General features: G+C 73.0%; 21 protein-coding genes, 1 tRNA gene and 2 pseudogenes. 18 read left to right on the forward strand and 6 right to left on the reverse strand.

The window, feature by feature from the left end:
• A partial coding sequence (locus BJF79_RS07125; RefSeq protein ID WP_143219755.1) for a class I SAM-dependent methyltransferase occupies positions 1–365 on the reverse strand: 365 nt, incomplete at its 3' end.
• Between the two features lie 212 nt (positions 366–577).
• Here BJF79_RS07125 and mfd point away from each other — a divergent pair.
• The 10 genes and pseudogenes from mfd to BJF79_RS07160 all read left to right on the forward strand — a co-directional run bounded on the left by mfd (position 578) and on the right by BJF79_RS07160 (position 9,867).
• Positions 578–4,156: a transcription-repair coupling factor gene (gene mfd / locus BJF79_RS07130; protein WP_075895622.1), complete on the forward strand. Its 3,579-nt coding sequence runs from the start codon at positions 578–580 to the stop codon at positions 4,154–4,156.
• 38 nt (positions 4,157–4,194) lie between these two features.
• On the forward strand, positions 4,195–4,935 hold the full coding sequence (locus tag BJF79_RS55180; RefSeq protein WP_262401652.1) for a hypothetical protein: 741 nt from the start codon (positions 4,195–4,197) through the stop codon (positions 4,933–4,935).
• On the forward strand, positions 4,932–5,282 hold the full coding sequence (locus BJF79_RS58770; protein ID WP_262401653.1) for a hypothetical protein: 351 nt from the start codon (positions 4,932–4,934) through the stop codon (positions 5,280–5,282). The genes BJF79_RS55180 and BJF79_RS58770 overlap by 4 nt, the downstream gene beginning before the upstream one ends.
• Complete coding sequence (locus BJF79_RS65310; RefSeq protein ID WP_316043293.1) at positions 5,282–5,566, forward strand: MazG nucleotide pyrophosphohydrolase domain-containing protein; 285 nt, start codon at positions 5,282–5,284, stop codon at positions 5,564–5,566. The genes BJF79_RS58770 and BJF79_RS65310 overlap by 1 nt, the downstream gene beginning before the upstream one ends.
• Complete coding sequence (locus BJF79_RS65315) at positions 5,563–5,907, forward strand: hypothetical protein (RefSeq protein WP_316043292.1); 345 nt, start codon at positions 5,563–5,565, stop codon at positions 5,905–5,907. Before BJF79_RS65310 ends, BJF79_RS65315 begins: the two co-directional genes overlap by 4 nt.
• A gap of 136 nt (positions 5,908–6,043) precedes the next feature.
• Positions 6,044–7,990 carry a transglycosylase domain-containing protein gene (locus BJF79_RS07145; RefSeq protein ID WP_158079109.1) on the forward strand — a complete coding sequence of 649 codons (1,947 nt, stop codon included), beginning with the start codon at positions 6,044–6,046 and terminating at the stop codon, positions 7,988–7,990.
• A complete protein-coding gene (locus BJF79_RS58780) occupies positions 7,987–8,475 on the forward strand; it encodes a PASTA domain-containing protein (protein ID WP_262401654.1) in 489 nt (162 codons plus the stop codon). The genes BJF79_RS07145 and BJF79_RS58780 overlap by 4 nt, the downstream gene beginning before the upstream one ends.
• A 211-nt stretch (positions 8,476–8,686) precedes the next feature.
• Positions 8,687–9,250 (forward strand): annotated as a pseudogene (locus BJF79_RS66590) (alcohol dehydrogenase catalytic domain-containing protein); the annotation flags it as partial.
• A 56-nt stretch (positions 9,251–9,306) separates the two neighbouring features.
• Positions 9,307–9,633 (forward strand): zinc-binding dehydrogenase, encoded by a 327-nt coding sequence (locus BJF79_RS65325; RefSeq protein WP_316043294.1) that lies wholly within the window; start codon positions 9,307–9,309, stop codon positions 9,631–9,633.
• A 36-nt stretch (positions 9,634–9,669) separates the two neighbouring features.
• Entirely contained in the window at positions 9,670–9,867 is a 198-nt protein-coding gene (locus tag BJF79_RS07160) for a hypothetical protein (RefSeq protein ID WP_075895630.1), read from the forward strand.
• 1 nt (position 9,868) lies between these two features.
• On the opposite strand, the gene BJF79_RS07165 is transcribed toward BJF79_RS07160, so the two are convergent.
• A complete protein-coding gene (locus BJF79_RS07165) occupies positions 9,869–11,248 on the reverse strand; it encodes a sensor histidine kinase (protein ID WP_075895632.1) in 1,380 nt (459 codons plus the stop codon).
• A 313-nt stretch (positions 11,249–11,561) separates the two neighbouring features.
• On the opposite strand from BJF79_RS07165, the gene eno reads away from it, so the two are divergent.
• The 4 genes from eno (at position 11,562) to BJF79_RS07190 (ending at position 14,824) form a co-directional block, all read left to right on the forward strand.
• Positions 11,562–12,845, forward strand: coding sequence for a phosphopyruvate hydratase (gene eno / locus BJF79_RS07170; RefSeq protein WP_075895634.1), 1,284 nt, complete (start codon positions 11,562–11,564; stop codon positions 12,843–12,845).
• Positions 12,846–12,967: 122 nt separating this feature from the next.
• Positions 12,968–13,297 (forward strand): FtsB family cell division protein, encoded by a 330-nt coding sequence (locus tag BJF79_RS07180; RefSeq protein ID WP_075895638.1) that lies wholly within the window; start codon positions 12,968–12,970, stop codon positions 13,295–13,297.
• A 40-nt stretch (positions 13,298–13,337) separates the two neighbouring features.
• Entirely contained in the window at positions 13,338–13,898 is a 561-nt protein-coding gene (locus tag BJF79_RS07185) for a DUF501 domain-containing protein (RefSeq protein ID WP_075895640.1), read from the forward strand.
• The gene (locus BJF79_RS07190; RefSeq protein ID WP_075895642.1) at positions 13,895–14,824 is read left to right on the forward strand and encodes a Ppx/GppA phosphatase family protein; all 930 of its coding nucleotides are present in this window, start codon (positions 13,895–13,897) and stop codon (positions 14,822–14,824) included. The genes BJF79_RS07185 and BJF79_RS07190 overlap by 4 nt, the downstream gene beginning before the upstream one ends.
• Positions 14,825–15,576: 752 nt before the next feature.
• Here the strand turns inward: BJF79_RS07190 and BJF79_RS66595 are convergent.
• Positions 15,577–15,699, reverse strand: a pseudogene (locus tag BJF79_RS66595) (DUF2510 domain-containing protein); the annotation flags it as partial.
• A 96-nt stretch (positions 15,700–15,795) separates the two neighbouring features.
• On the opposite strand from BJF79_RS66595, the gene BJF79_RS07210 reads away from it, so the two are divergent.
• Positions 15,796–16,617, forward strand: a complete 822-nt coding sequence (locus BJF79_RS07210; protein ID WP_075895648.1) for a uracil-DNA glycosylase — start codon at positions 15,796–15,798, stop codon at positions 16,615–16,617.
• Positions 16,618–16,657: 40 nt separating this feature from the next.
• Here the strand turns inward: BJF79_RS07210 and BJF79_RS07215 are convergent, their stop codons facing one another.
• Positions 16,658–17,329 carry a DUF4232 domain-containing protein gene (locus BJF79_RS07215; protein WP_075895650.1) on the reverse strand — a complete coding sequence of 224 codons (672 nt, stop codon included), beginning with the start codon at positions 17,327–17,329 and terminating at the stop codon, positions 16,658–16,660.
• A 124-nt stretch (positions 17,330–17,453) separates the two neighbouring features.
• Here BJF79_RS07215 and BJF79_RS07220 point away from each other — a divergent pair, with 124 nt between their 5' ends.
• From BJF79_RS07220 to BJF79_RS07230, 3 genes are all read left to right on the forward strand, one after another.
• Positions 17,454–18,827 (forward strand): NAD(P)/FAD-dependent oxidoreductase, encoded by a 1,374-nt coding sequence (locus BJF79_RS07220; RefSeq protein WP_075895652.1) that lies wholly within the window; start codon positions 17,454–17,456, stop codon positions 18,825–18,827.
• A gap of 99 nt (positions 18,828–18,926) precedes the next feature.
• Positions 18,927–18,999: transfer RNA gene (locus BJF79_RS07225), tRNA-Leu, on the forward strand.
• 228 nt (positions 19,000–19,227) lie between these two features.
• Complete coding sequence (locus tag BJF79_RS07230; RefSeq protein ID WP_083733226.1) at positions 19,228–19,995, forward strand: Bax inhibitor-1/YccA family protein; 768 nt, start codon at positions 19,228–19,230, stop codon at positions 19,993–19,995.
• Positions 19,996–20,182: 187 nt separating this feature from the next.
• Here the strand turns inward: BJF79_RS07230 and BJF79_RS07235 are convergent, their stop codons facing one another.
• Positions 20,183–20,410 (reverse strand): DUF4287 domain-containing protein, encoded by a 228-nt coding sequence (locus BJF79_RS07235; RefSeq protein ID WP_075895654.1) that lies wholly within the window; start codon positions 20,408–20,410, stop codon positions 20,183–20,185.
• A 224-nt stretch (positions 20,411–20,634) separates the two neighbouring features.
• The gene (locus BJF79_RS07240; RefSeq protein WP_075895656.1) at positions 20,635–21,855 is read right to left on the reverse strand and encodes an acetyl-CoA C-acetyltransferase; all 1,221 of its coding nucleotides are present in this window, start codon (positions 21,853–21,855) and stop codon (positions 20,635–20,637) included.
• Positions 21,856–22,093 lie beyond the last annotated feature (238 nt).

Genomic DNA, 22,093 nt, shown 5'->3' on the forward strand with positions numbered 1-22,093 from the left:
AGCCCGCCGGGCTTGAGCGCGGCGACGAACCGGTCCAGCACCAGTTCGGCGTGCGGGACGCGTTCGATGAGGTAGGACGCGTGGACCACGTCGTAGGAGCGCGGCGGCAGCGGTACGGTCCGCAGGTCGCCCAGGTGCCAGGAGTCCAGGTCGGTGCGCGCGCACGTGTACGCGCGCAGCTCCGGGACGTCCATGTCGACGCCGGTGACGACGCGGTCGCGGTCGCCGAGGTTCAGCCCTGTGCCCCAGCCGCATCCGGCTTCCAGGATGTGGATCCGCTGCAGGGGCTTCTCGAGGGCGTACTGCCGGGCGCGTTCTGAGAAGAGATCGCCGCCGTCGACCGGCGGCGTACGCAGATCGGTCACAGTCTCGCAGCGTAACCGTTCGGATGCGCACTGTCCGCTATTTGCGCATTCTTGGTAACGGTCGTGTCGCACTCCGCAATCATCGCCGGTCGCGGCGGTGCAGTCCGGGCGGTGCGGCATGGCGCGTACCCTGGTATCGGCACCGGGTCCACGCGGGATTCCGGGCTTTCGGGCTGCCCTGCCTCGGGGTCTTTGCGATTGAGCGGGCGAACATGACGCTTTCTGGACTAGTCGATCTGGCGTGCACCGATGGCGGGCTGCGGCGCGCGCTGGAGCGGGTGCGCACCGACCATCGGGTGGTGGGGCCTCCCGCGCTGTGGCCGATCCTGGCGACGGCGCTGAGCCGCCGGGTCGGGGCCCCCGCGGGCGGCCGCGGGACGGTGCTGGCGGTGACGGCGACCGGCCGCGAGGCCGAGGACCTGACCGCCGCCCTGTCGAGCCTGCTGGACCCGGGACGGGTGGCGCACTTCCCGGCGTGGGAGACGCTGCCGCACGAGAAGCTGTCGCCGCGTTCGGACACGGTCGGGCAGCGGCTCGCCGTGCTGCGCCGCCTGGTGCACCCGGACGCCGACGGCGACGCGGGCAAGGGCGGACGGCTGGACGTCGTGGTCACGCCCGTCCGCGCGGTGCTGCAGCCGATCGTGTCCGGCCTCGCCGACCTCGAACCGGTCCGGCTCGTCGCCGGGACGGACGCCGACATGGACGACGCCGTCCGCCGGCTCGTCGAGGCGGGCTACCACCGCGTCGACCTGGTGGAGAAGCGCGGCGAGATCGCGGTGCGCGGCGGGATCCTGGACGTGTTCCCGCCGACCGAGGAGCACCCGCTGCGGGTGGAGTTCTGGGGCGACGCCGTCGAGGAGATCCGCTACTTCAAGGCCGCCGACCAGCGGTCCCTGGAGGTGGCGCAGGACGGGCTGTGGGCACCGCCGTGCCGGGAGCTGCCGCTCACCTCGCAGGTGCGGGAGCGGGCGCGCGCGCTGGCGGCGGAGCATCCGGCGCTGGAGGAGATCCTCGGGAAGATCGCCGACGGCGACACGGTCGAGGGCATGGAGGCGTTCTCGCCCGTCCTCGCCGAGGACATGGAGCTGCTGACCGACCTGCTGCCGGACGGCTCGGTGCTGCTGGTGTGCGAGCCCGAGCGGATCCGCACCCGCTCGGTCGAGCTCGTCCGCACCAGCCAGGAGTTCCTGGAGGCGAGCTGGGTCAACGCGGCCGCGGGCGGGGAGGCGCCGATCGACCTCGGCGCCGCCGCGTTCCGCTCCCTGGAGGAGGTGCGCGAGCACAGCCGGGAGCTGGGGCTGCCGCGCTGGACGGTGACCGCGCTGACGCCCGGCGCGACGGACGAGACGGGCGCGGCCGCCGCCGACGAGGCGGTCCTCGACGGGGACGCCGAGCTGCTCGACCTCGGCGTCCGCCCGGCGGAGGCGTACCGGGGCGACACCGGCCGGGTCGTCGCCGACCTCAAGGGCTGGATCGACGGCGGCTGGCGCGTCGTGCTGGTCACCGCCGGGCACGGGCCCGCGGAACGGCTCGTCCAGCTCGTCGGCGACGAGGGGCTCGGGGCGCGGCTCACCGACCTGCCCGGCGAGCCGGACGGCTCGGTCGTGAACGTGGCGACCGGGCTGCTGGAGAACGGGTTCACCTGGGAGCCGGTCAAGCTCGCGGTGCTCACCGAGACCGACCTGTCGGGGCAGCGGTCGTCCACCAAGGACGCGCGGCGGATGCCGTCGCGGCGGCGCGGCGGCATCGACCCGCTGCAGTTGCGGCCCGGCGACTACGTGGTGCACGAGCAGCACGGCGTCGGACGGTACGTCGAGATGGTCAGCCGCACCGTGCAGGGCGCGACCCGCGAGTACCTGATCCTGGAGTACGCCAAGAGCGACCGGCTGTTCGTCCCGACCGACCAGCTCGAAGAGCTGACCCGGTACGTGGGCGGGGAGGCGCCGAGCCTGCACCGGCTGGGCGGCGCCGACTGGCAGAAGGCGAAGTCGCGGGCGCGCAAGGCGGTCCGGCAGATCGCCGGGGAGCTGATCCGGCTGTACTCGGCGCGGATGGCGAGCCCCGGGCACCCGTTCGGCTCCGACACCCCGTGGCAGCGGGAACTGGAGGACGCGTTCCCGTACGTGGAGACGCCCGACCAGCTCGCCGCGATCGACGAGGTCAAGGCCGACATGGAAAAGCCCGTCCCGATGGACCGGCTGATCTGCGGCGACGTCGGCTACGGCAAGACCGAGATCGCGGTGCGGGCGGCGTTCAAGGCCGTCCAGGACGGGATGCAGGTCGCGGTGCTGGTGCCGACGACGCTGCTGGTGCAGCAGCACCTGTCGACGTTCACCGAGCGGTTCGCGGCGTTCCCCGTGCAGGTGAAGCCGATCAGCCGGTTCCAGACCGACAAGGAGATCGAGGCGACGCTGGACGGCCTGGCGAGCGGGACGGTCGACATCGTCGTCGGCACGCACCGGATCCTGTCGTCGCAGACCCGGTTCAAGAAGCTCGGCCTGGTGATCATCGACGAGGAGCAGCGCTTCGGCGTCGAGCACAAGGAGGAGCTGAAGCGGCTGCGGACACAGGTGGACGTGCTCGCCATGTCGGCGACGCCGATCCCGCGGACGCTGGAGATGGGGCTGACCGGCATCCGGGAGATGTCGACGATCCTGACGCCGCCGGAGGAGCGGCACCCGATCCTCACGTTCGTCGGGCCGTACCAGGAGAAGCAGATCGCGGCGGCGATCCGCCGGGAGCTGCTCCGCGAGGGCCAGGTGTTCTTCGTGCACAACCGGGTCCGGTCGATCGACAAGGTCGCGGCGAACCTGGCGCGGCTCGTCCCGGAGGCGCGGATCGCGACCGCGCACGGCCAGATGAACGAGCAGCAGCTCGAACGCGTCATGGTCGACTTCTGGGAGAAGAACTACGACGTGCTGGTCGCGACCACGATCGTGGAGTCGGGCCTGGACGTCCCCAACGCCAACACCCTCATCGTGGACCGTGCCGACATGTACGGGCTGTCGCAGCTCCACCAGCTGCGCGGACGGGTCGGGCGCGGCCGGGAGCGGGCGTACGCGTACTTCCTGTACCCGCCGGAGACGCCGCTGACCGAGACGGCGCACGAGCGGCTCGCGACGCTCGCGCAGCACACCGAGGTCGGCGCGGGCATGTACGTCGCGATGAAGGACCTGGAGATCCGCGGTGCGGGCAACATCCTCGGCGCCGAGCAGTCCGGGCACGTCGCGGGCGTCGGGTTCGACCTGTACGTCCGGATGGTCGGGGAGGCGGTCCGGGAGCTGAAGGAGGGCGGCGAGCCGGAGGCGGCCGAGACGAAGGTCGAGCTGCCGGTCGACGCGCACCTCCCGCACGAGTACGTGCCGGGGGAGCGGCTCCGCCTGGACGCATACCGCCGCATCGCCGCGATCACGTCGGAGGACGAGATCGCCGTCGTGCACGACGAGCTGAAGGACCGGTTCGGGCCGCTGCCCGTCCCGGTGCTGAACCTCCTGGAGGTCGCGCGGTTCCGGGCGAAGGCCCGCAAGGCCGGGCTGCACGACGTCACCCTGCAGGGCAACTTCGTCAAGTTCGCGCCCGTCGACCTGCCCGACTCGCGGCAGGTGCGGCTGAACCGGCTCTACCCGAAGAGCATCCTGAAGTCGTCGAACGAGACGCTGCTGGTGCCGATGCCGAAGACCAAGCAGCTCGGCGGGCGTCCGCTGCGCGATCAGGAGCTGCTGGCCTGGGCGAGCGACCTGGTGGACGCCCTGTTCCTGGAGTCCTCGCCCGCCACGGCGTCGGGCAAGTAGGCTGTCGCGACGCTTGATCAACGAGGAGTGGAGGTCCCGTGCCCGGTAAGCCCGGAAAGTCGGTGACCGGCAGATTCGCGACCGGCAGGTCCGTGCGGGGAGTGCCGGCCGTCGCGCTGGCCGCGGTCCTGGCGGCCGGTGCGCTCGCCGGCTGCGACGCCGCGCCGAAGGCCGGCTCCGCCGCCCTCGTCGACGGCGAGCGCATCACCGTCCGCACCCTCGGCGACACCGTCCAGGACTGGTGGGGCCAGCTCCAGGACGACGAGGTCGCCCTGCAGGTCTGGGCCCGGGACGCGGGCGCCCGCACCGCCGAGTCGGGCGGCGCGCCCGGCGCGATGCCGACCGAGCCGGGCGAGAACGAGATGCGCACCACGCTGAACTACCTCGTCGCGTTCCGGATCGCCGACGAGGCCGCCGAACGCGAGGGCGTCACGGTCAGCGGCGGCCGCACCGCCGAGATCTCCGGCCTGCTCGACCGGCGCGGCGGCGCCGAGACGATCGCGCTGGCGAGCGGCCTGCCGCGCGAGCGCGCCGACGACTACGCGCGGTTCATGGCCGTCCAGGACGCCCTGATGCGGCACTTCGGCGCCGACGAGATCCCGCAGAGCCCCGCGAACATGCGGGCCGCGCAGCGGTTCCTGAACCTGCTCGCCGAGACCGCCGGCGAGATGGACGTCGAGATCAACCCCCGGTACGGCGGCTTCGACCCGCGGCAGGTCGCGATCACCCCCGTGTCCAACGAGCTGTCGACCCCCGGAACGGGATCACCGCAAGCATGAGCCTGACCCTGCTCGCCACCACCCACCGCGTCGCGCCCGGCCTGCTGACCTGGCGGGCCTGGGAGCGGCTGCGGACGGCCGCGCGCGTCCTCGCGCCCGCCGGGCACCCGCTGCTGCCGTCCCTGGCCGACGCCGAGATCGCCGTCGAGCAGACGCCCGCGCCCGACCCGGCCGCGCTCGTCGCCGCCGCCCGCGGCGCGGACGTCGTGTGGGTCGCGGCGCCGAAGGGGACGAGGCGCTGCTGCGCGAGATCGGCGCGCTCGTCGTCGCCGACCCGCTGGACGTCGAGGTGCTGCACGGCTCGTACGACCTGCCCGGCGCGCGGCTGCTCGACCTGGTCACGGTGATGGACACGCTGCGGCGCGAATGCCCGTGGGACCGCGAGCAGACGCACGAATCGCTCGTCCCGTACCTGCTGGAGGAGTCGTACGAGGTCCTCGACACCGTCGAGTCCGGCGACCTCGGCGCGCTGCGCGAGGAGCTCGGCGACGTGCTGATGCAGGTCGCGTTCCACTCGGTGGTGCCGCCGAGCGGACCGACGGCACCGAGTTCACGATCGACGACGTCGCCGCGGGGATCGTCGACAAGCTCGTCCGGCGGCACCCGCACGTGTTCGCCGACGTCGCGGTGAGCGGCGCCGACGAGGTCAACGCCAACTGGGACCAGATCAAGGCCGCCGAGCGGGAGGCCAAGCACGGCGCGGACGCGTCCGCGCTGGACGGCGTCCCGATGGCGCAGCCCGCGCTGTCGCTGGCCGCGCAGCTCCAGCGCCGCGCCGGGCGGATGAAGGCGCCCGCCGACCTCGCGCCCGGCCCCGGCGAGGACGGGGCGGGCGAGCTGGGGGCGCGGCTGTTCGCGCTCGTCGCCGAGGCGCGCGAGGCCGGTCTCGACCCCGAAGCGGAGTTGCGCGCCGTTTCGCGGGTATTCCGTGATCGTGTCCGAGCCTGGGAACGCCGCACGCCGCACGCCTGAAAAGGGAGACTTCGGCCGGATACCCCGCGATGGGGTGGTCCGGCGGGAGGCGCACGTCTACTCTGGGCCCGTGCCGGACGAGACGCATGTCCACGCGAGCGACGGGAGCGGCGCGCGCGGCGGAACGCTCGTGCCCGTGACCGGATCCGGCCGCGGCCGCCGCCGGTGGCTGTCGGCGACCACCACCCGCGCCGAGAAGGCGCGCGCCGTCCGCGGCCTCGCGTCGCTCGGCGGCCTCGCCGGACTGCTCGTCGCGCTCATGCTGATCCCCACCGCGTGCACCGCGGGCGTCGGCGCGCGCGACGCCGCCCGCTGGTTCCAGACCCCGCCGGACGACCTGGAGGGCCTCGGCGTCCCGCAGCGCTCCACGATCCTCGCCGCCGACGGCTCCAAGATCGCGACGTTCTTCTACCAGAACCGCGTGAACGTCGACCTGGACGACATCGCGCCGATCGTCCGCAAGGCGGTCGTCGCGATCGAGGACAGCCGGTTCTACGAGCACGGCGCCCTCGACACCGAAGGCACCATGCGGGCGCTCGTCACCAACCTCACCAGCGGCGGCGTCGAACAGGGCGGATCGGGCATCACGCAGCAGTACGTGAAGAACCTGCTGCTCGTCCAGGCCGAGTCCGACGCCGAGCGGCAGGCCGCCACCGAGGTCACCGTCGCCCGCAAGATCCGCGAACTGCGGTACGCGGTGGCGCTCGAAGAGAAGCTGTCGAAGGACGAGATCCTCCGCCGCTACCTCAACATCGCCTACTTCGGCGACGGCGCCTACGGCATCGAGGCCGCCTCCCGGCACTACTTCTCCAAGCACGCCTCCGAACTGGACCTCTCCGAGGCGGCGATGCTCGCCGGAGTCGTCCGCTACCCGCACGCCTACAACCCGGTGGCGAACGCCGAACTGGCGCGGGAGCGCCGCGACGTCGTCCTCGACCGGATGACCGAGCTGGGCTGGGCCGACCCCGAGAAGGCGGCGAAAGCCAAGGAACGGCCGCTGGACCTCGACCTGGAGGACGTCGACAACGGCTGCGTGTCCAGCGGCGCCCCGTTCTTCTGCGACTACGTGCAGCGCGAGATCCTCACCGACAAGGCGTTCGGCGAGACGGCCAAGGAACGCGAGCGGCTCCTCAAGCGCGGCGGCCTCACCATCCGCACCACCCTCGACCCGAAGGCGCAGCGGGCCGCGCAGCGCGCCGTCGAGAAGTTCGTCCCGCCGAAGAACGACGCGCACCTCGCCGCCGCCGAGGCGATGGTCGAACCCGGCACCGGCCGGATCAAGGCCATGGCCGTCGGCCGCGAGATGGGCGACGGCACCGAACGCGGCAAGACCTGGATCAACTTCGCCGTCGACGCGAGCCACGGCTCCAGCATCGGCATGCAGGCCGGGTCGACGTTCAAGCCGTTCACACTGGCCGCCGCACTGGACGAGGGCATGCCGTTCGGCACCCGCATCATGGCGCCCCGCAGCTACACGCCCACCGGATTCCGCGACTGCGACGGCAAGAACGTCGGCGACCCCAGCGCGCACCTGCGCAACTCCGCCGACGGCGAGGGCGGCCGCGAGTTCAGCCTCGTCACCGGCACCCGCCACTCGGTCAACACCTTCTTCCTCAAGCTGGAGAAGGAGGTCGGCCTCTGCGACACCGTCGAGATGGCCGAGGAACTCGGGATGAAGCAGGCCAACGGCAAGCCGCTGGAGCAGTACCCGTCGTTCACGCTCGGCTCCAACCCCGTCTCCCCGCTGCGCCTCGCCGCCGCCTACGCCGCGTTCGCGCCCGCGGCGAGTACTGCGAGCCGATCGCGATCACGAAGGTCACCGACTCGTCCGGCAAGAAGCTCGAAGTCCCGAAGGCGAACTGCCGGGAGGCCCTCGACGAGGGCGTCGCCGACGCCGTCAGCCACGTCCTCAAGGGCGTGCTCACCGACGGCACCGCCGCCGGGATGGGCATCGGCCGTCCCGCCGCCGGTAAGACCGGCACCGTCGACGACTTCTCCGCCGCCTGGTTCGCCGGCTACACCCCCGACCTGGCGTCCGCCGTCTGGGTCGGCGACCCGCGCGGCGGCTACGACCACCCGATGACGAGCGTCTGCATCGAGGGCCGCTGCTACGGCGCCGTCTACGGCGCGACGCTCCCCGCGCCGATCTGGCAGCAGAGCATGCGCGGCGCCCTCCAGGGCACCGAGGCGACCCCGTTCCAACGGCCGCCGGGCCGCTTCTTCAGCAAGGGCAGCGGCCTCGACCGCGTCTCCATCCCGAACGTGCTCGGCATGGACCTCGGCGACGCCCTCGACCGGCTCCGCGAAGCCGGATTCAAGGTCAGCTTCGGCGACCGCGTCCCGTCCGAGAAGTACCCGCGCGGGCGGATCGCCGAGATGTCGCCCGGCTCCGGCTCCGCCGAGCCCGGCACCACGATCACCCTCCGGGTCAGCGAAGGCTCCGGCGACGAAGACGAACCGGGCGGCGACGGAGGCGGCGACGGCGACGGGGGCGGCGACGGGGGCGGCGACACCCCGACGTTCCCGACCGAGCCGACCCTCCCACCGGAACCGAACGTCCCCGAGTAGCCCCGCCCGGCCCGTGCCGTCCGGCGGCCGTGCCGTTCGGGAAGCGTGCCGCCCGGGGAAGGGGCCGCCCGGGGCCGCGCGCGCTCTCGGCGGCGCTGCCGCGCGCTTCGGGGGCCGTCGCCGGCGGCCCCGTGTGATCGTCTGACCTGCGGGTAGATCATTTTCGGGGTGTGATCCCGCCCCGCACGACCGATCCGGGGGGACGATCGTCATGCGAGCCATCGCCGTGTCCGAATACGGCGCCGTACCGGCGCTCACCTACCTGCCGCGCCCCGAACCGGGCCCCGGCGAGATCCTCGTGAAGCTCGTCGCCGCCGGGCTCAACCCGCTCGACCAGAAGATCGCGGACGGCCTGCTCAAGGACACCGCCGACGCGACGTTCCCACTGGTCATCGGAGTCGACGGCGCGGGCGTCGTCGAGGACGCGGGCGCGGGCGTCACCCGGCTGCGGCACGGCGAGCAGGTCTACGGGTGCTTCACCGACGTGGCGCGCGGCGCCGGCTCGTACGCCGAGTACGCGATCGTCCGCGAGGACGGCCCGGTCGCCCGCATGCCCGCCGAGATGGTCTACACGGAGGCCGCGGCGGTCCCGACCGCGAGCGCCGCCGCCCTCGACGTCGTCGAACTCGCCGGGATCGGCGAAGGCCGGACCGTCCTCGTCGCCGGCGCCACCGGCGGTGTCGGGCAGGCAGCCGTGCAGCTCGCCGCCCGCACCGGCGCGACCGTCATCGCCACCGCCCGCGCCGACGCGGCCGCGACGGTGCGCCGCCTCGGCGCCGCGCACACCGTCGACCACTCCGCCGGATCCCTCAACGAACAGGTCCTCGACGTGTGCGCCGCGGGCTCGACGCCCTCGTCGACGCCGCGGGCGACACCGCGCGGACCGCCGAACTCGCGCGGCTGCTGCGGCCCGGCGGCACCTGCGTCAGCACCGTCTGGAGCGCCGACCCCGCCACGATGGCCGACCACGGCCTCCGGGGCGTCAACTACGACGGCGGCCCGACCGCCGAGTCCCTCGAACGGCTCGCTCGCCTCGTCGACGCCGGAGAACTGCGCGTCCACATCGAGCGGGAGGCGCCCCTGGAGGCGGCGCAGGACGCCCTCGCCCGCAACCGCGCGGGCGGCGCCCGCGGCAAGACCGTCCTCCGCATTTTGTGACGGCGCGCGGGCATGGGACGTCGTATGAGCCGACCGATGAGCGACGACGAACGCAGCACCCGGATCCGTGAGATCGACGAGGACCTCGCGCGGATGCGCGGCGACATCGACCCCTCGCTCGACGGCCCCCACGACATGGTGGACGCCGGGCAGAACCTCGCCGCCCGGGAGGAACTCGCCGGGCAGATCGAGGAACTGGAGAACGAACGCGAACGGCTGATGCGGGGCGACTGACTCACTCCCCGGGCGGACGCGGCAGGCGCAGGACGAACCGCGCCCCGGGGCGTCCGTCCGCCCGCTCCGTCAGCACCAGGGTGCCGCCGTGCGCCTCCGCGATGTCCCGGGAGATCGACAGCCCGAGGCCGGTGCCGCCCGCGTCGCGGTGCCGCCCGTCCGCCAGCCGGGTGAACCGCTCGAACACCCGCTCCCGGTCCTCCGGCGCGATCCCCGGCCCGTCGTCGATCACCTCCAGCACCACCGACCGCGCCTCGCCGCGCACCACCACCGTCACCTCCCCGGACGTGTGCCGGTCCGCGTTGTCGAGCAGGTTCGTCAGCAGCCGCGCCAACTCGTCGCGCCCGCCGTGCACCGCCACGGGCCCCTCCGAGAACACCGTCACCCGGTGGACGCGGGGGCGGCGCAGCACCTCCTGGTCGGTCAGCTCCGTGAGTTCGACCGGCTCCCGCTGGAAGTTGTGGTCCGCCTCCAGGCGCGCCAGCGCCAGCAGATCGTCCGCGACCGCCGCCACCCGGTCGGTGTTGGCCAGCAGCGCCCGCAGCGTCTCCGTCAGGTCCGTCCCCGCCGGGTCGGACAGCGCCAGCTCCAGCTCCATCCGCAGCCCCGTCAGCGGACTGCGCAGCTCGTGCGACACGTCCGACACGAACCCGCGCTGCCGCGCCACCGCCTTCTCCAGCCGGTCCAGCGTCGCGTTCACGCTCTCCGCGAGCCGGGCCACCTCGTCCCGCTTGCCCGGCACCGGCACCCGGCGCTCCAGGTCCGTCGCCGTGATCTCGTCGAGCTCCCGCCGGATCGCGTCCACCGGCCGCAACGTCCGTCCCACCGCGGCCCACGTGAGGTACCCGGCGAGCGCCGCGAGGAACGGCACGCCCAGCCCGAGCAGCGTCGCCGCCAGCGGCTGGGGCACCAGCCCGGGTTCGTGCCCCAGCGCGTACACGTAGACCGGCTGTGGAAGGTCGACGCGGTACTCCACGATGAGGAAGCACTCGCCGCCGGGCGCGTCGATGTCGCAGCTGCGCCCGTCCCTGCGGTCGTTCGCGACCGGGTGCGGGAACGCCACCGGCGGCCGCCCGTGCATCGACGGGCTCGCCCCGATCACCCGTCCCCGCGCGTCCACGGCCTGCAGCAGCTCGCCGCTCGACGCGAAGATCCGGCCCTGCCGGTCGTCCAGCACGTCGGACCGGACGATCGTGGTCACCCGCCGGGCGTCCGCGGCGAGCTCGTCGTAGAGGTCCGCGGTCACGTTCCGCCGCAGCCCGACCAGCATCAGCGCATACGCCACCGTGGACAGGACAAGCATCGCCAGGACCGCCGACAGCGTCACCCGGACCCGGATCTCCGGGTGGTGCCTGACGAGCCGCCAGATCCGGTGGGTCACGCTCTTGACTGACCCGCGGAGCCCGACACGGATGACGACCTCCCGATCGCTACGCGCCCTTCCGGACGCTCCGGACGTTGAGCCGGTACCCGATGTTTCTAACCGCATCGGGCGAACAGGACCGACCCGTCCAGGTAAAAAGATCGTGCTTCCCCAGCCGGGACGCCCCGCGCGGGGCGAACGGAACGCGCCTGCCTGCACAGTGGCGTGAGGATCGACTTGCGACCCACGGGGGTATCGGGGGTCGTCCCCCCAATGGACAACGGCTAGGCTCGGGAGTCGCACCAGATCATTCCTACGCAGGGGGTTCCCCGTGTCGTCCATCAATGCCGTACTCGCCCGGGAGATCCTCGACTCCCGCGGCAACCCGACCGTCGAGGTCGAGGTACTGCTCGATGATGGGACCGAGGCGCAGGCCGCGGTGCCGAGCGGCGCGTCCACCGGGCAGTTCGAGGCGGTCGAGCTGCGCGACGGCGGCGAGCGGTACGGCGGCAAGGGCGTGCGGGACGCGGTCAAGGCCGTCAACGAGACGATCGACGAGAAGCTCGTGGAGTACCCGGCGTCCGACCAGCGGCTGATCGACCAGCGGCTGATCGACCTGGACGGGACGCCCGCGAAGTCGGCGCTCGGCGCGAACGCGATCCTCGGGGTGAGCCTGGCGGTGGCGAAGGCCGCGGCCGAGTCGGCGGGGCTGCCGCTGTTCCGGTACGTGGGCGGGGTGAACGCGCACCTGCTGCCGGTGCCGATGATGAACATCGTGAACGGCGGCGCGCACGCCGACACGAACGTGGACATCCAGGAGTTCATGATCGCGCCGATCGGGGCGGCGACGTTCGCGGAGGCGGTGCGCTGGGGCGCCGAGACCTACCACGCGCTGAAGAAGGTGCTGAAGAGCAAGGGCCTGAGCACCGGCCTGGGCGACGAGGGCGGGTTCGCGCCGGACCTGCCCAGCAACCGTGACGCGCTCGACCTGATCATGGAGGCGATCCGGCAGGCCGGGTTCACGCCGGGCCGCGACATCGCGCTCGCGCTGGACGTCGCCGCGACCGAGTTCCACGCGGACGGGCAGTACACGTTCGAGGGGACGAAGCGGTCCGCCGACGACATGGCCGCCTACTACGCCGAGCTGCTCACCGAGTACCCGCTGGTCTCCATCGAGGACCCCCTCGACGAGGAGGACTGGGCGGGCTGGGAGGGGCTCACCGCGGCGGTCGGCGACCGGGTGCAGCTCGTCGGCGACGACCTGTTCGTCACCAACCCCGAGCGGCTCGACCGCGGCATCAAGTCCGGTGCGGCGAACGCGCTGCTCGTCAAGGTCAACCAGATCGGCACCCTCAGCGAGACGCTCGACGCGGTGTCGCTCGCGCAGACCAGCGGCTACCGCTGCATGATGAGCCACCGGTCCGGCGAGACCGAGGACACGACGATCGCCGACCTGGCCGTCGCGACGAACTGCGGGCAGATCAAGACCGGCGCCCCGGCCCGCAGCGACCGCGTCGCCAAGTACAACCAGCTGCTGCGCATCGAGGAGCTGCTGGGCGGCGGCGCCCGGTACGCCGGCGCCGGCGCGTTCCCGCGCTTCACCCCGCGGGGCTGACCGCGCGGCGATGGCAGCCGAACACGAGCGGCCGCGGGACGCCGCCCGGGGCGAGGCCCCGGGCGGCGCCCGCCGCGGCGCCCCACGCGCTGACGAGCCGCGCCGCGATCCTCGCGGTCGTGATGTGCGCGATCGCGCTGAGCCTGGCGTATCCGGTGCGGGAGTACATCGCGCAGCGCCAGGAGATCGCCGAGCTGCGGCAGGAGGAGGCGCTGGCCCGCCAGAAGGTGGACCGGCTGGAGGAGCAGAAGCGCAAACTCGGCGACAGGTCGTACATTGAGCGTGAGGCCACGCAGCGGCTCCACTACTGCCGCCCGGACGTGAAGTGCTACATCGTCCTGGACGGCGGCGGCGAGGGGGAGCGGCAGGCCGCGAAGGACGGCGAGCCGCGCAGGCCGCCGTGGTACGAGACGCTCTGGCGGTCCGTGGAGGCCGCCGACAGGCCGCGCTGACCCGTCCCCGGACGGGAACGCGCGGGTGGGGACGCATGACATGATCGACGAACGCGCCGAGCCGGCGGCCGGCGGGATCTCCGGCGACGACGAGGCCGCGGTCGCGGCCCAGCTCGGCCGGGTGCCGCGGGGCGTGCGCCGGGTGGCGCACCGCTGCCCGTGCGGGAACCCGGCGGTGATCGAGACGGCGCCGCGGCTGCCCGACGGGACCCCGTTCCCGACGCTGTTCTACCTGACGTGCCCGAAGGCCGCCTCGGCGATCGGGACGCTGGAGGGGAGCGGCGTCATGCGCGAGATGCAGGCGCGGCTCGCCGACGACCCGGACCTGCGGGCCGCGTACGCCCGCGCCCACGACGACTACCTGCGCCGCCGCGACACGGCCGCCCGCGAGGACGGCCTGGAGCCGCTCCCCGCCGGGATGCAGAGCGCGGGCGGCATGCCCGAGCGGGTGAAGTGCCTGCACGCGCTGATCGCGCACGAACTCGCCGTCCCCGGCGCGAACCCGTTCGGCCGCGAGGCGCTGGACGCGCTGCCGGACTGGTGGCGGTCCGGGCCGTGCGTGCACCCCGACGACACCGACGACCCCGAGGAGGCCCGGTGACGCGCGTCGCCGCCGTCGACTGCGGCACCAACTCCGTCCGCCTGCTGATCGCCGACATCGACGCGGCCGCGGGCACCCTCACCGACGTCGAGCGCCGGATGGAGATCGTCCGGCTCGGCGCGGGCGTGGACGAGACGGGACGGCTGTCGCCCGCCGCGCTGGAGCGGACGTTCGCCGCGATGCGGGGCTACGCGGAGCTGATCGAGCGGCACGGCGCCGCCGACAAGGTGCGGGTGGTCGCGACGAGCGCGACGCGCGACGCCGCGAACCGGGACGAGTTCGTCCGCGGCGTCGTCGGCATCTTCGGCGTCGTCCCCGAGGTGATCACCGGCGACGAGGAGGCGGCGCTGTCGTTCGTCGGCGCCACCCGCGAGCTGGCCGAACTGCGCCCGGCCCGTCCCTACCTGGTGGTCGACATCGGCGGCGGCTCCACCGAGTTCGTGCTGGGCAGCACGTCGGTGCAGGCGGCGCGGTCCATCGACATCGGCTGCGTGCGGATGACCGAGCGGCACCTGAAGGACGGCGACCCGCCGTCGCCGGAGCAGATCGCGGCGGCCGTCGCCGACATCGACGCCCAGCTCGCGGCCGTCCGCGAGACGGTCCCGGTGGACGAGGCGCGCACGCTCGTCGGGCTCGCCGGTTCGGTGACGACGGTGTCGGGCATCGCCCTCGACCTGCCCGAGTACGACCCGTCCCGCATCCACCTGTCGCGGATCATGGCCGCGCAGGTGCACGAGGTGACGCGGCGGCTGCTGCATGCGACGCGCGAGGAGCGGTCCCGGTTCGGCGTCATGCATCCGGGCCGGGTCGACGTGATCGGCGCGGGCGCCCTCATCCTCGACCGGATCATGCGCGAGTACGGCTTCGGGGCGGTCGTGGTCAGCGAGCACGACATCCTCGACGGCCTCGCCTGGTCCCTGGTCTGACCCGCCGCCCGGCCGGTCAGGTTTTCAGCCGCTCCAGCAGGGCCGGGATGAGGACGGCGTTGGGGTTCTGCTGCGGCACGTAGAGGACGGACCCGTGGCCGGTGGCCTGCCGGATCCAGACCCGCCCGCCGTCCACGACCGCCCCCGAGATCGCCGACCAGCTCAGCGACACGCGCGCGCCCCCGCCGGGGTGGACGATCAGGCCCTGCGCCACGTCGACCGACTCGCCGGCCCGGACGTGCTCGGCGAGCTGCGCGACGATGCGCGGTTCGGCGCGCACCTGGCACAGCCGGATCAGCCGCCCCCACACCTCCTCCGGCCCGCCGATCGCGCCGGGCGCGTGCCGCGGGACGGACGACGCCTCGTCCAGCACCGCCTCGACGCGCGGGCCGCCGTGGAACGGGTGCCGCCCCACCTGGAAGATCCACTGCGCGGGACGCCGCGAGCCGTCGGCGCCGCCCGCCGTCCAGTAGGCGACCCATTCGACGTACTGCCAGACCAGCGACTCGGTCCCGAACGCGACGCCGTGGTCGTCGGCGCGCAGCCGCAGCCCGCGGACGACGACGTCGAGCGCCTGATCGGCCGGGGCCGTCTGCCAGGAACGTTCGACGTGCGGCGCGACGTGCTGGGGCCGCGGGCGCGGCGGGCGGCGCCGCGGCGGGCGGGTGCGCCGGACCGGACGATCGCCGCTGCGGCAGCGGGGCCGGTGCGGGCGCGGCGGGCTCGGGATTGAGGCGATCGCTCCAGTTCCGGCCGTCCCACCAGCGCAGATTGCCGGTCCCGTAGGGGTCGGGATACCAGCCGGGTTGCGACAATGCAGACTCCGTTCGCGAAAAGGCGGCAACGCGCCCGTTCTCCCCGATCGGCGAACGCATCGTACCGATGCGGCCACCGGTTCGGCGGGCAATGTTGCGAACCGGCCGGTCGGACGGCGCCGGAACCGGCCCGCGCGGGCATGCGAGGATCGGAGCATGCCGACCGCAAACGCCCCGTTCGTCCCGCCCGGTTCCGGATGGCCCGAGGACCCCGCGTCCCCGGACACGCCCGTCGCGCACGGCGCGGGCGAGGTGATCGAGCTGGCGGCCGGTGCCCCCGGGCTGGACGAGCTGTGCGCGCGGCAGTCGGTGTGCCGCGCCTGCGAGCGGCTGGTGGAGTGGCGCGAGCGGGTCGCGGTGCAGCGCCGCCGCGCGTTCGCCGACGAGGAGTACTGGGGGCGGCCGGTGGCCGGGTGGGGCGACCCGGAGCCGCGCGTCCTGATCGTCGGGCTGGCCCCGGCCGCGCACGGCGGCAACCGCACCGGCCGGATCTTCACCGGGGACCGGTCGGGCGACTGGCTGTTCGCGTCCCTGCACCGGGTCGGGCTGGCGGCGCTGCCGACGAGCGTGCGCGCGGGGGACGGGCAGCGGCTGATCGGCGCGCGGGTGGCGGCGACCGTCCGCTGCGCGCCGCCCGACAACAAGCCGACGCCGCTGGAACGAACGACGTGCGCGCCGTGGCTCGCCCGCGAGGTCGAGGACGTCGCGGCGTCCGTCCGGTGCATCGTGTGCCTGGGCGGGTTCGCCTGGCAGGGCGTGTGGCCCGCGCTGAAGCAGGCCGGGTACGGGCTGCCGCGCCCGCGCCCGAAGTTCGGGCACGGCGCGGAGATCGAGCTGCCGCCGCCGTCCGGTGGCCCCCGCGCGGACCCCGTGCTGATGCTGGGCTGCTACCACCCGAGCCAGCAGAACACGTTCACGGGGCGCGTCACGGAGGAGATGCTGGACGCCGTGTTCGTGCGGGCCCGCGACTACGAGTAGCGGGGGAGGCCCGTTCGCGGGCCGCCCCCCCGCGTCCTGGTCAGGCGGGTTCGGTCAGGGTGAGCGGTTCGAGCTCGATTTCGCCGTGCTGGCAGACCGGCCCACCGTCCCAGGTCGCGGTGATCTGGGACGTCTGGTTCGGCGGGATCACCTTCAGTTCCGTGGGGACGGGCTCGCAGCCGCCGGAGCCGGTCTCGTCGTCGGCGGGGACCGCCGCCCAGTGCAGCCGTTCGTAGGCGCTGGTCTTCGGCGGGATCGTGATCGTCTCGGCGTCGCCCCGGCGGACCGTCCTCGTCGGGATCGTCTCGTTCCCCCTGACCTGCTGGAGACCGGCCCAGCCGCCCGTGGTGCACGGGTCGCCGGACCTGTTGCTGATGACGAGCGTCGCGTACCGCTGCCCGGCGCCCGCGCCCAGGTCGGTCAGTGTCGCGCTGAGCATCGAACTGGTGCAGGGCGCCGCGCCGCCGGATCCCTCCGACCCGCCGGAACCCGGCGAACCGGACGTTCCGCCGGGCGAGCTTTCGCCGGCGCCCTCAGCGGCGCCCTCACCGGAGCCTTCGCCCTGGGACGTGCTCTCGTTCGCGCTCGCGGACGCCTGTGCGGACGTGCCGCCGTCCGCGGACGCCGTCCCGGCGTCGGACGTCGATCCGCAGCCCGCGGCGCCGGTCGCGATCGCGGCGGCGGCGAGCGTCCCCCAGAAGAAGCGTGGCATTGGTGCGTTCCCCCTCGCACGGTCTTTTCGGTCGGTACATATACTTAGATAGGCGAAGGAGCCCGGAAGTTCGCAATAGCCGGAGATTGCGTGAGACGGCGCCGAATGCGGGTACCGGCCCGGTATGTCTTCCCAGCGCACCGCGGATTCCGCGAAGCACATCCTGATCGTCGGCGGCGGGTACGTCGGCATGTACACCGCGCTCCGGCTGCAGCGCAGGCTGCGCGGCGAGCTGCTCCGCGGCGAGGTCGCGATCACCGTCATCGACCCGCAGTCGTACATGACGTACCAGCCGTTCCTGCCCGAGGCCGCGGCCGGGAACCTGGAGCCCCGGCACGTCGTGGCCCCCCTGAGGCGGGTGCTGCCGCGCTGCCGCGTCGTCAACGGGTACGTGACGAGGATCGACCACGCGCAGCGGAGGGTGACCGTCCGCCCGGCCGGGACGACCACGTCGGGCGTCCCCGAGCGGAACGTGTACTACGACCGGATCGTCCTCGCCCTCGGGTCGATCTCCAAGACGCTGCCGATCCCCGGCCTCGCCGAGTGCGGCATCGGGTTCAAGACGATCGAAGAGGCCATCTTCCTGCGCAACCACGTCATCCACCAGCTCGACATCGCCGAGTCCAACCCGGACGACGAGGCGGTGCGGCGGCGCGCGCTGACGTTCGTGTTCGTCGGCGCCGGGTTCGCGGGCGTGGAGGCGATGGCGGAGCTGGAGGACATGGCCCGCACCGCGTGCCGCTGGTACCCGCACATCGATCCCGCCGAGATGCGCTGGACGATGGTGGAGGCCACCGACCGGATCCTGCCCGAGGTCGGGCCCGAGATGGGCCGCTGGACGGCGGACGCGCTGCGCGCCCGCGGCATCGAGGTGAAGCTGAACACGCTGCTGAAGTCCGCGCGGGGACGGCACATCGTGCTGAGCGACGGCACGGAGTTCGAGGCCGGGACGCTGGTGTGGACGGCGGGCGTGAAGCCGCACCCGGTCGTGAAGGACAGCGACCTGCCGATCGACGAGCGGGGCCGGGTGAAGGCCACCGCCGAGCTGACCGTGGACGGCGCCGAGCACGCCTACACCGCGGGCGACAACGCGGCCGTCCCGGACCTGACCGACACCGGCGAGTTCACGGCGCCGAACGCGCAGCACGCCGTCCGGCAGGCCAAGCGGCTCGCCGACAACATCGTCGCGGACATGCGCGGCCGCCCCCGCAAGCCCTACCGGCACGCCTACGTGGGGTCGGTGGCCAGTCTCGGCCTGCACAAGGGCGTCGCCAACGTGTACGGGATGAAGCTGCGCGGCTGGCCCGCGTGGCTGATGCACCGCACCTACCATCTGTCGCGGATGCCGACCGTGAACCGCAAGGCCCGCATCACCGCCGACTGGACGCTCGCCATGTTCTTCCGCCGCGAACTGGTCTCCCTCGGCGAACTGGAACGGCCGCACGAGGAGTTCGAGCTGGCCGCCGGGCGCCTGCAGGACGTGCCCGCCCCGCACTGAGCCGTCCGTCCCTTGAGCGCGGGAAAGCGGGGTGGCCGGAACGCGCCGTTCGGATTGTTTTCCAGCGGGCGGCTCATGCACTCCCGGTATGATTACGCCGCCCCTGTAGCCCAATGGCAGAGGCGGGCTCTTTAAAAGGGCTTTCGTGTCGGTTCGAATCCGACCAGGGGCATCCGCCGCCGGACCGGCGTCCGATAAGGGCGCCGGTCCGTTCCCGTCCGGCACGTGATCAGCCCGGGTACGGTGGGTACCCACGTAGGGACCGAAGATCGGTCCGATCAATGTGGAGGCTCCGAATGGAGAGCAGGAACCCGGCGTTCCGGGGCCGTTCCTTCCGGCAACGCGCGGGCGCGCGCCGCCTACCGGCGCGCCCGGGTACCACGGCGCCGGTGCGCCGGGCATGCGGCAGGAATACGGGGCGCCCGGGCCCGCCGCCGGTCACGGCGCCGCCGGGCCCGGCGTGCAGGCGCCGCCCGGGGCCCCGCCGGCCGCCCGTCCGATGACCCTCGACGACGTCGTCGTCCGCGGGTTCATGACCCTGATCACCCTGATCGTCACGGGAGCGCTGGCCTGGGCGCTGGTGCCGGTCGACCTGGCCCTGCCGGTGATGGTCGTCGCCCTCCTCGCGATGATCGGGGTGTGGGCGTTCATCACGTTCGGCCGCAAGGCCAACGCGCCGCTCGTGCTGGCGTTCGCCGCGGTCTACGGCGTCGCCGTCGGGATCATCAGCCACGCCTACAACGACGTGTACCACGGCGTGGTGCTGCAGGCCGTGGTGGGGACGGCGCTCGCGTTCGCCGCGACGCTCGCCGCCTACGCGCTGCGGATCGTCCGGGTCACGCCGAAGTTCGTGAAGTTCGTCATCGCGGCGGGCGCGGCCCTCGTCGGGCTGATGCTGATCAACCTCGTGGTGTACGCCTTCGGCGGCGACGGCGGCATCGGCATCCGCGACCCCGACAACCCGCTCGCGTACGTGTTCAGCGTCGCCGCGATCCTGCTGGGCTGCTTCTTCCTGCTGCTCGACTTCGACTCCGTCGAGCAGGGCGTCCGGGCCGGTGCGCCGGAGAAGTTCGCCTGGTACTGCGCGTTCGGCCTCGTGCTGAGCCTCGTGTGGATCTACCTGGAGATCCTGCGGCTGCTGTCGTACTTCTACGCCGCTCGCGACTGACGCGCGCCCCCACGGCCGTCGGGTCGGCCGTCCACGGTCCGTCCGTCGCAAGAATCAGCCCCTCGCCGTTGCGGTGAGGGGCTGATTCGAGCGGGATCTCTGCGCCGGGGGCGTGACTGCTCGGGCGCCGCGCCTGCGGGGATGTTCCGTGGCGGGATCCCGCCGGGTTCGGTAAGCGCCGGCCTCCTCAGTAGTGGCGGGCGCGGCGGGTGCGCTCGTGCTCGCGCACGAGCGCGGCGGCGTAGCCGTGGGTGAGGTTGTGCTCCTCGGCCAGCCAGCTGCTGCGTTCCTCGCAGCGGGAGAACGACGGACCGTTCTCGATGGCGGTGAACCACTCGGGAATATCACGACCGGTGACTTGCGGGATGCGGGCGATGAGCTTGCTGTGCGTCTCCGGCGAGTGGTTCAGTGACAATGTGCACCTCCAGGTCGCGGGGCTCTTCCTGGCACTGTGCAACACGCACCCGGATGTGACAAGACCCTAACGGGGCCCTATCCGTTGCGTAACGTAGATCATTCATGACGATGACCTGCGGGTGAACGCGCGGACGGCCCGCGCGGAGGGCGCCGGAGCGCCCGCCGCACGGGCCGTTCGGACGATTCGCGGGACGCCGCGAGGCTCCCGGGCCCCACGGGGCGTCAGGACAGGCGTTCGAGCACCATCGCCATGCCCTGGCCGCCGCCGACGCACATCGTCTCCAGGCCGAACTGCTTGTCGTGGAACTTCAGGCCGTTCAGCAGTGTGGAGGTGATGCGGGCGCCGGTCATGCCGAACGGGTGGCCGACCGCGATCGCGCCGCCGTTGACGTTCAGCTTGTCGATGTCGATGCCGAGGTCCTCGGCGGACGGCAGCACCTGCGCGGCGAACGCCTCGTTGATCTCCACGAGGTCGATGTCGTCGATCGTCATCCCGGCCTTGGCGAGGGCTCGGCGGGACGCGCCCACCGGGCCGAGGCCCATGATCTCGGGGGACAGGCCGGTGACACCGGTCGACACGATCCGCGCGAGCGGGGTGATGCCCAGCTCGGCGGCCTTGGTGTCGCTCATGATCACGACGGCGGCGGCGCCGTCGTTCAGCGGGCAGCAGTTGGCCGCGGTGACCGTCCCGTCCGGGCGGAAGGACGGCTTGAGCTGCGACACCTTCTCGTAGGTGGTGCCCGCGCGGGGGCCGTCGTCCTTGGCGACGACGGTGCCGTCCGGGAGGGTCACCGGGGTGATGTCCTTCTCCCAGAAGCCGTTGGCGATGGCCTTCTCGGCGAGGTTCTGCGAGCGGACGCCGAACTCGTCCTGCGCCTGCCGGGTGATGCCGCGCATCGAGGCGACGTTCTCGGCCGTCTGCCCCATCGCGATGTAGACCTCGGGGATCTGCCCGTCCTCGCGCGGGTCGTGCCACACCCCGGCGCCGCCCTCGGCGGCCTTGGCGACGCGCGCCTGCGCGTCGGCGAACTTGGGGTTCTTGGTGTTGGGCATCCCGTCGCTGCTGCCGTTGGCGAAGCGGCTGACGGTCTCGACGCCCGCCGAGACGATGACGTCGGCCTCGCCCGCCTTGATCGCGTGCAGCGCCATCCGGGTCGTCTGCAGCGAGGACGAGCAGTACCGGGTGATCGTGGCGCCGGGGACGTCGTCCCAGCCCAGCAGCACCGACACCACGCGGGCCATGTTGTAGCCCTGCTCGCCGCCGGGCAGGCCGCAGCCGAGCAGCAGGTCGTCGACCTGGGACGGCTGCAGCTGCGGGACCTTGGCCATCGCGGCGGTGATCATCTGGGCGGTGAGGTCGTCGGACCGGACGTCCTTCAGCGATCCCTTGAAGGCGCGGCCGATCGGCGAGCGAGCGGTCGCGACGATGACTGCCTCGGGCATGTGCGGGTCTCCTGTCTCGAGCGGCCGGTCGGCGAACCGGCGTCCCTTGCTGCCGCGGACGCGGCGGTTGCGGCGGACGGTGTTACTCGCCGGTCAGCAGCAATCTAGCCGCATGTCCTCCGCCCGGTACACGGCGGGGGCCGGGTTTGTTGACGGTAAGTCAAATAAGTGCTGACTTACTCCGATGTGCGCAATTCGCGCCCCTCACATGCGCGTTCACGACGTTGCGGCGTCCCGT

Origin of the sequence: Actinomadura sp. CNU-125 (assembly GCF_001942465.1) — a bacterium.
Taxonomy (GTDB): Bacteria; Actinomycetota; Actinomycetes; order Streptosporangiales; family Streptosporangiaceae; genus Spirillospora.

Excerpts from the sequence above, each read along its gene's own strand:
- BJF79_RS58780 (WP_262401654.1), top strand. The coding sequence starts at position 7,987 with ATGACGAGCGTCTGCATCGAGGGCCGCTGCTACGGCGCCGTCTACGGC.
- BJF79_RS07240 (WP_075895656.1), bottom strand. The coding sequence starts at position 21,855 with ATGCCCGAGGCAGTCATCGTCGCGACCGCTCGCTCGCCGATCGGCCGC.
- BJF79_RS07215 (WP_075895650.1), bottom strand. The coding sequence starts at position 17,329 with ATGCCACGCTTCTTCTGGGGGACGCTCGCCGCCGCCGCGATCGCGACC.
- mfd (WP_075895622.1), top strand. The coding sequence starts at position 578 with ATGACGCTTTCTGGACTAGTCGATCTGGCGTGCACCGATGGCGGGCTG.
- BJF79_RS58770 (WP_262401653.1), top strand. The coding sequence starts at position 4,932 with ATGAGCCTGACCCTGCTCGCCACCACCCACCGCGTCGCGCCCGGCCTG.
- BJF79_RS07230 (WP_083733226.1), top strand. The coding sequence starts at position 19,228 with ATGCGGCAGGAATACGGGGCGCCCGGGCCCGCCGCCGGTCACGGCGCC.
- BJF79_RS07160 (WP_075895630.1), top strand. The coding sequence starts at position 9,670 with ATGAGCGACGACGAACGCAGCACCCGGATCCGTGAGATCGACGAGGAC.
- BJF79_RS07180 (WP_075895638.1), top strand. The coding sequence starts at position 12,968 with ATGTGCGCGATCGCGCTGAGCCTGGCGTATCCGGTGCGGGAGTACATC.
- BJF79_RS65310 (WP_316043293.1), top strand. The coding sequence starts at position 5,282 with ATGGACACGCTGCGGCGCGAATGCCCGTGGGACCGCGAGCAGACGCAC.
- BJF79_RS07185 (WP_075895640.1), top strand. The coding sequence starts at position 13,338 with ATGATCGACGAACGCGCCGAGCCGGCGGCCGGCGGGATCTCCGGCGAC.
- BJF79_RS07210 (WP_075895648.1), top strand. The coding sequence starts at position 15,796 with ATGCCGACCGCAAACGCCCCGTTCGTCCCGCCCGGTTCCGGATGGCCC.
- BJF79_RS07220 (WP_075895652.1), top strand. The coding sequence starts at position 17,454 with ATGTCTTCCCAGCGCACCGCGGATTCCGCGAAGCACATCCTGATCGTC.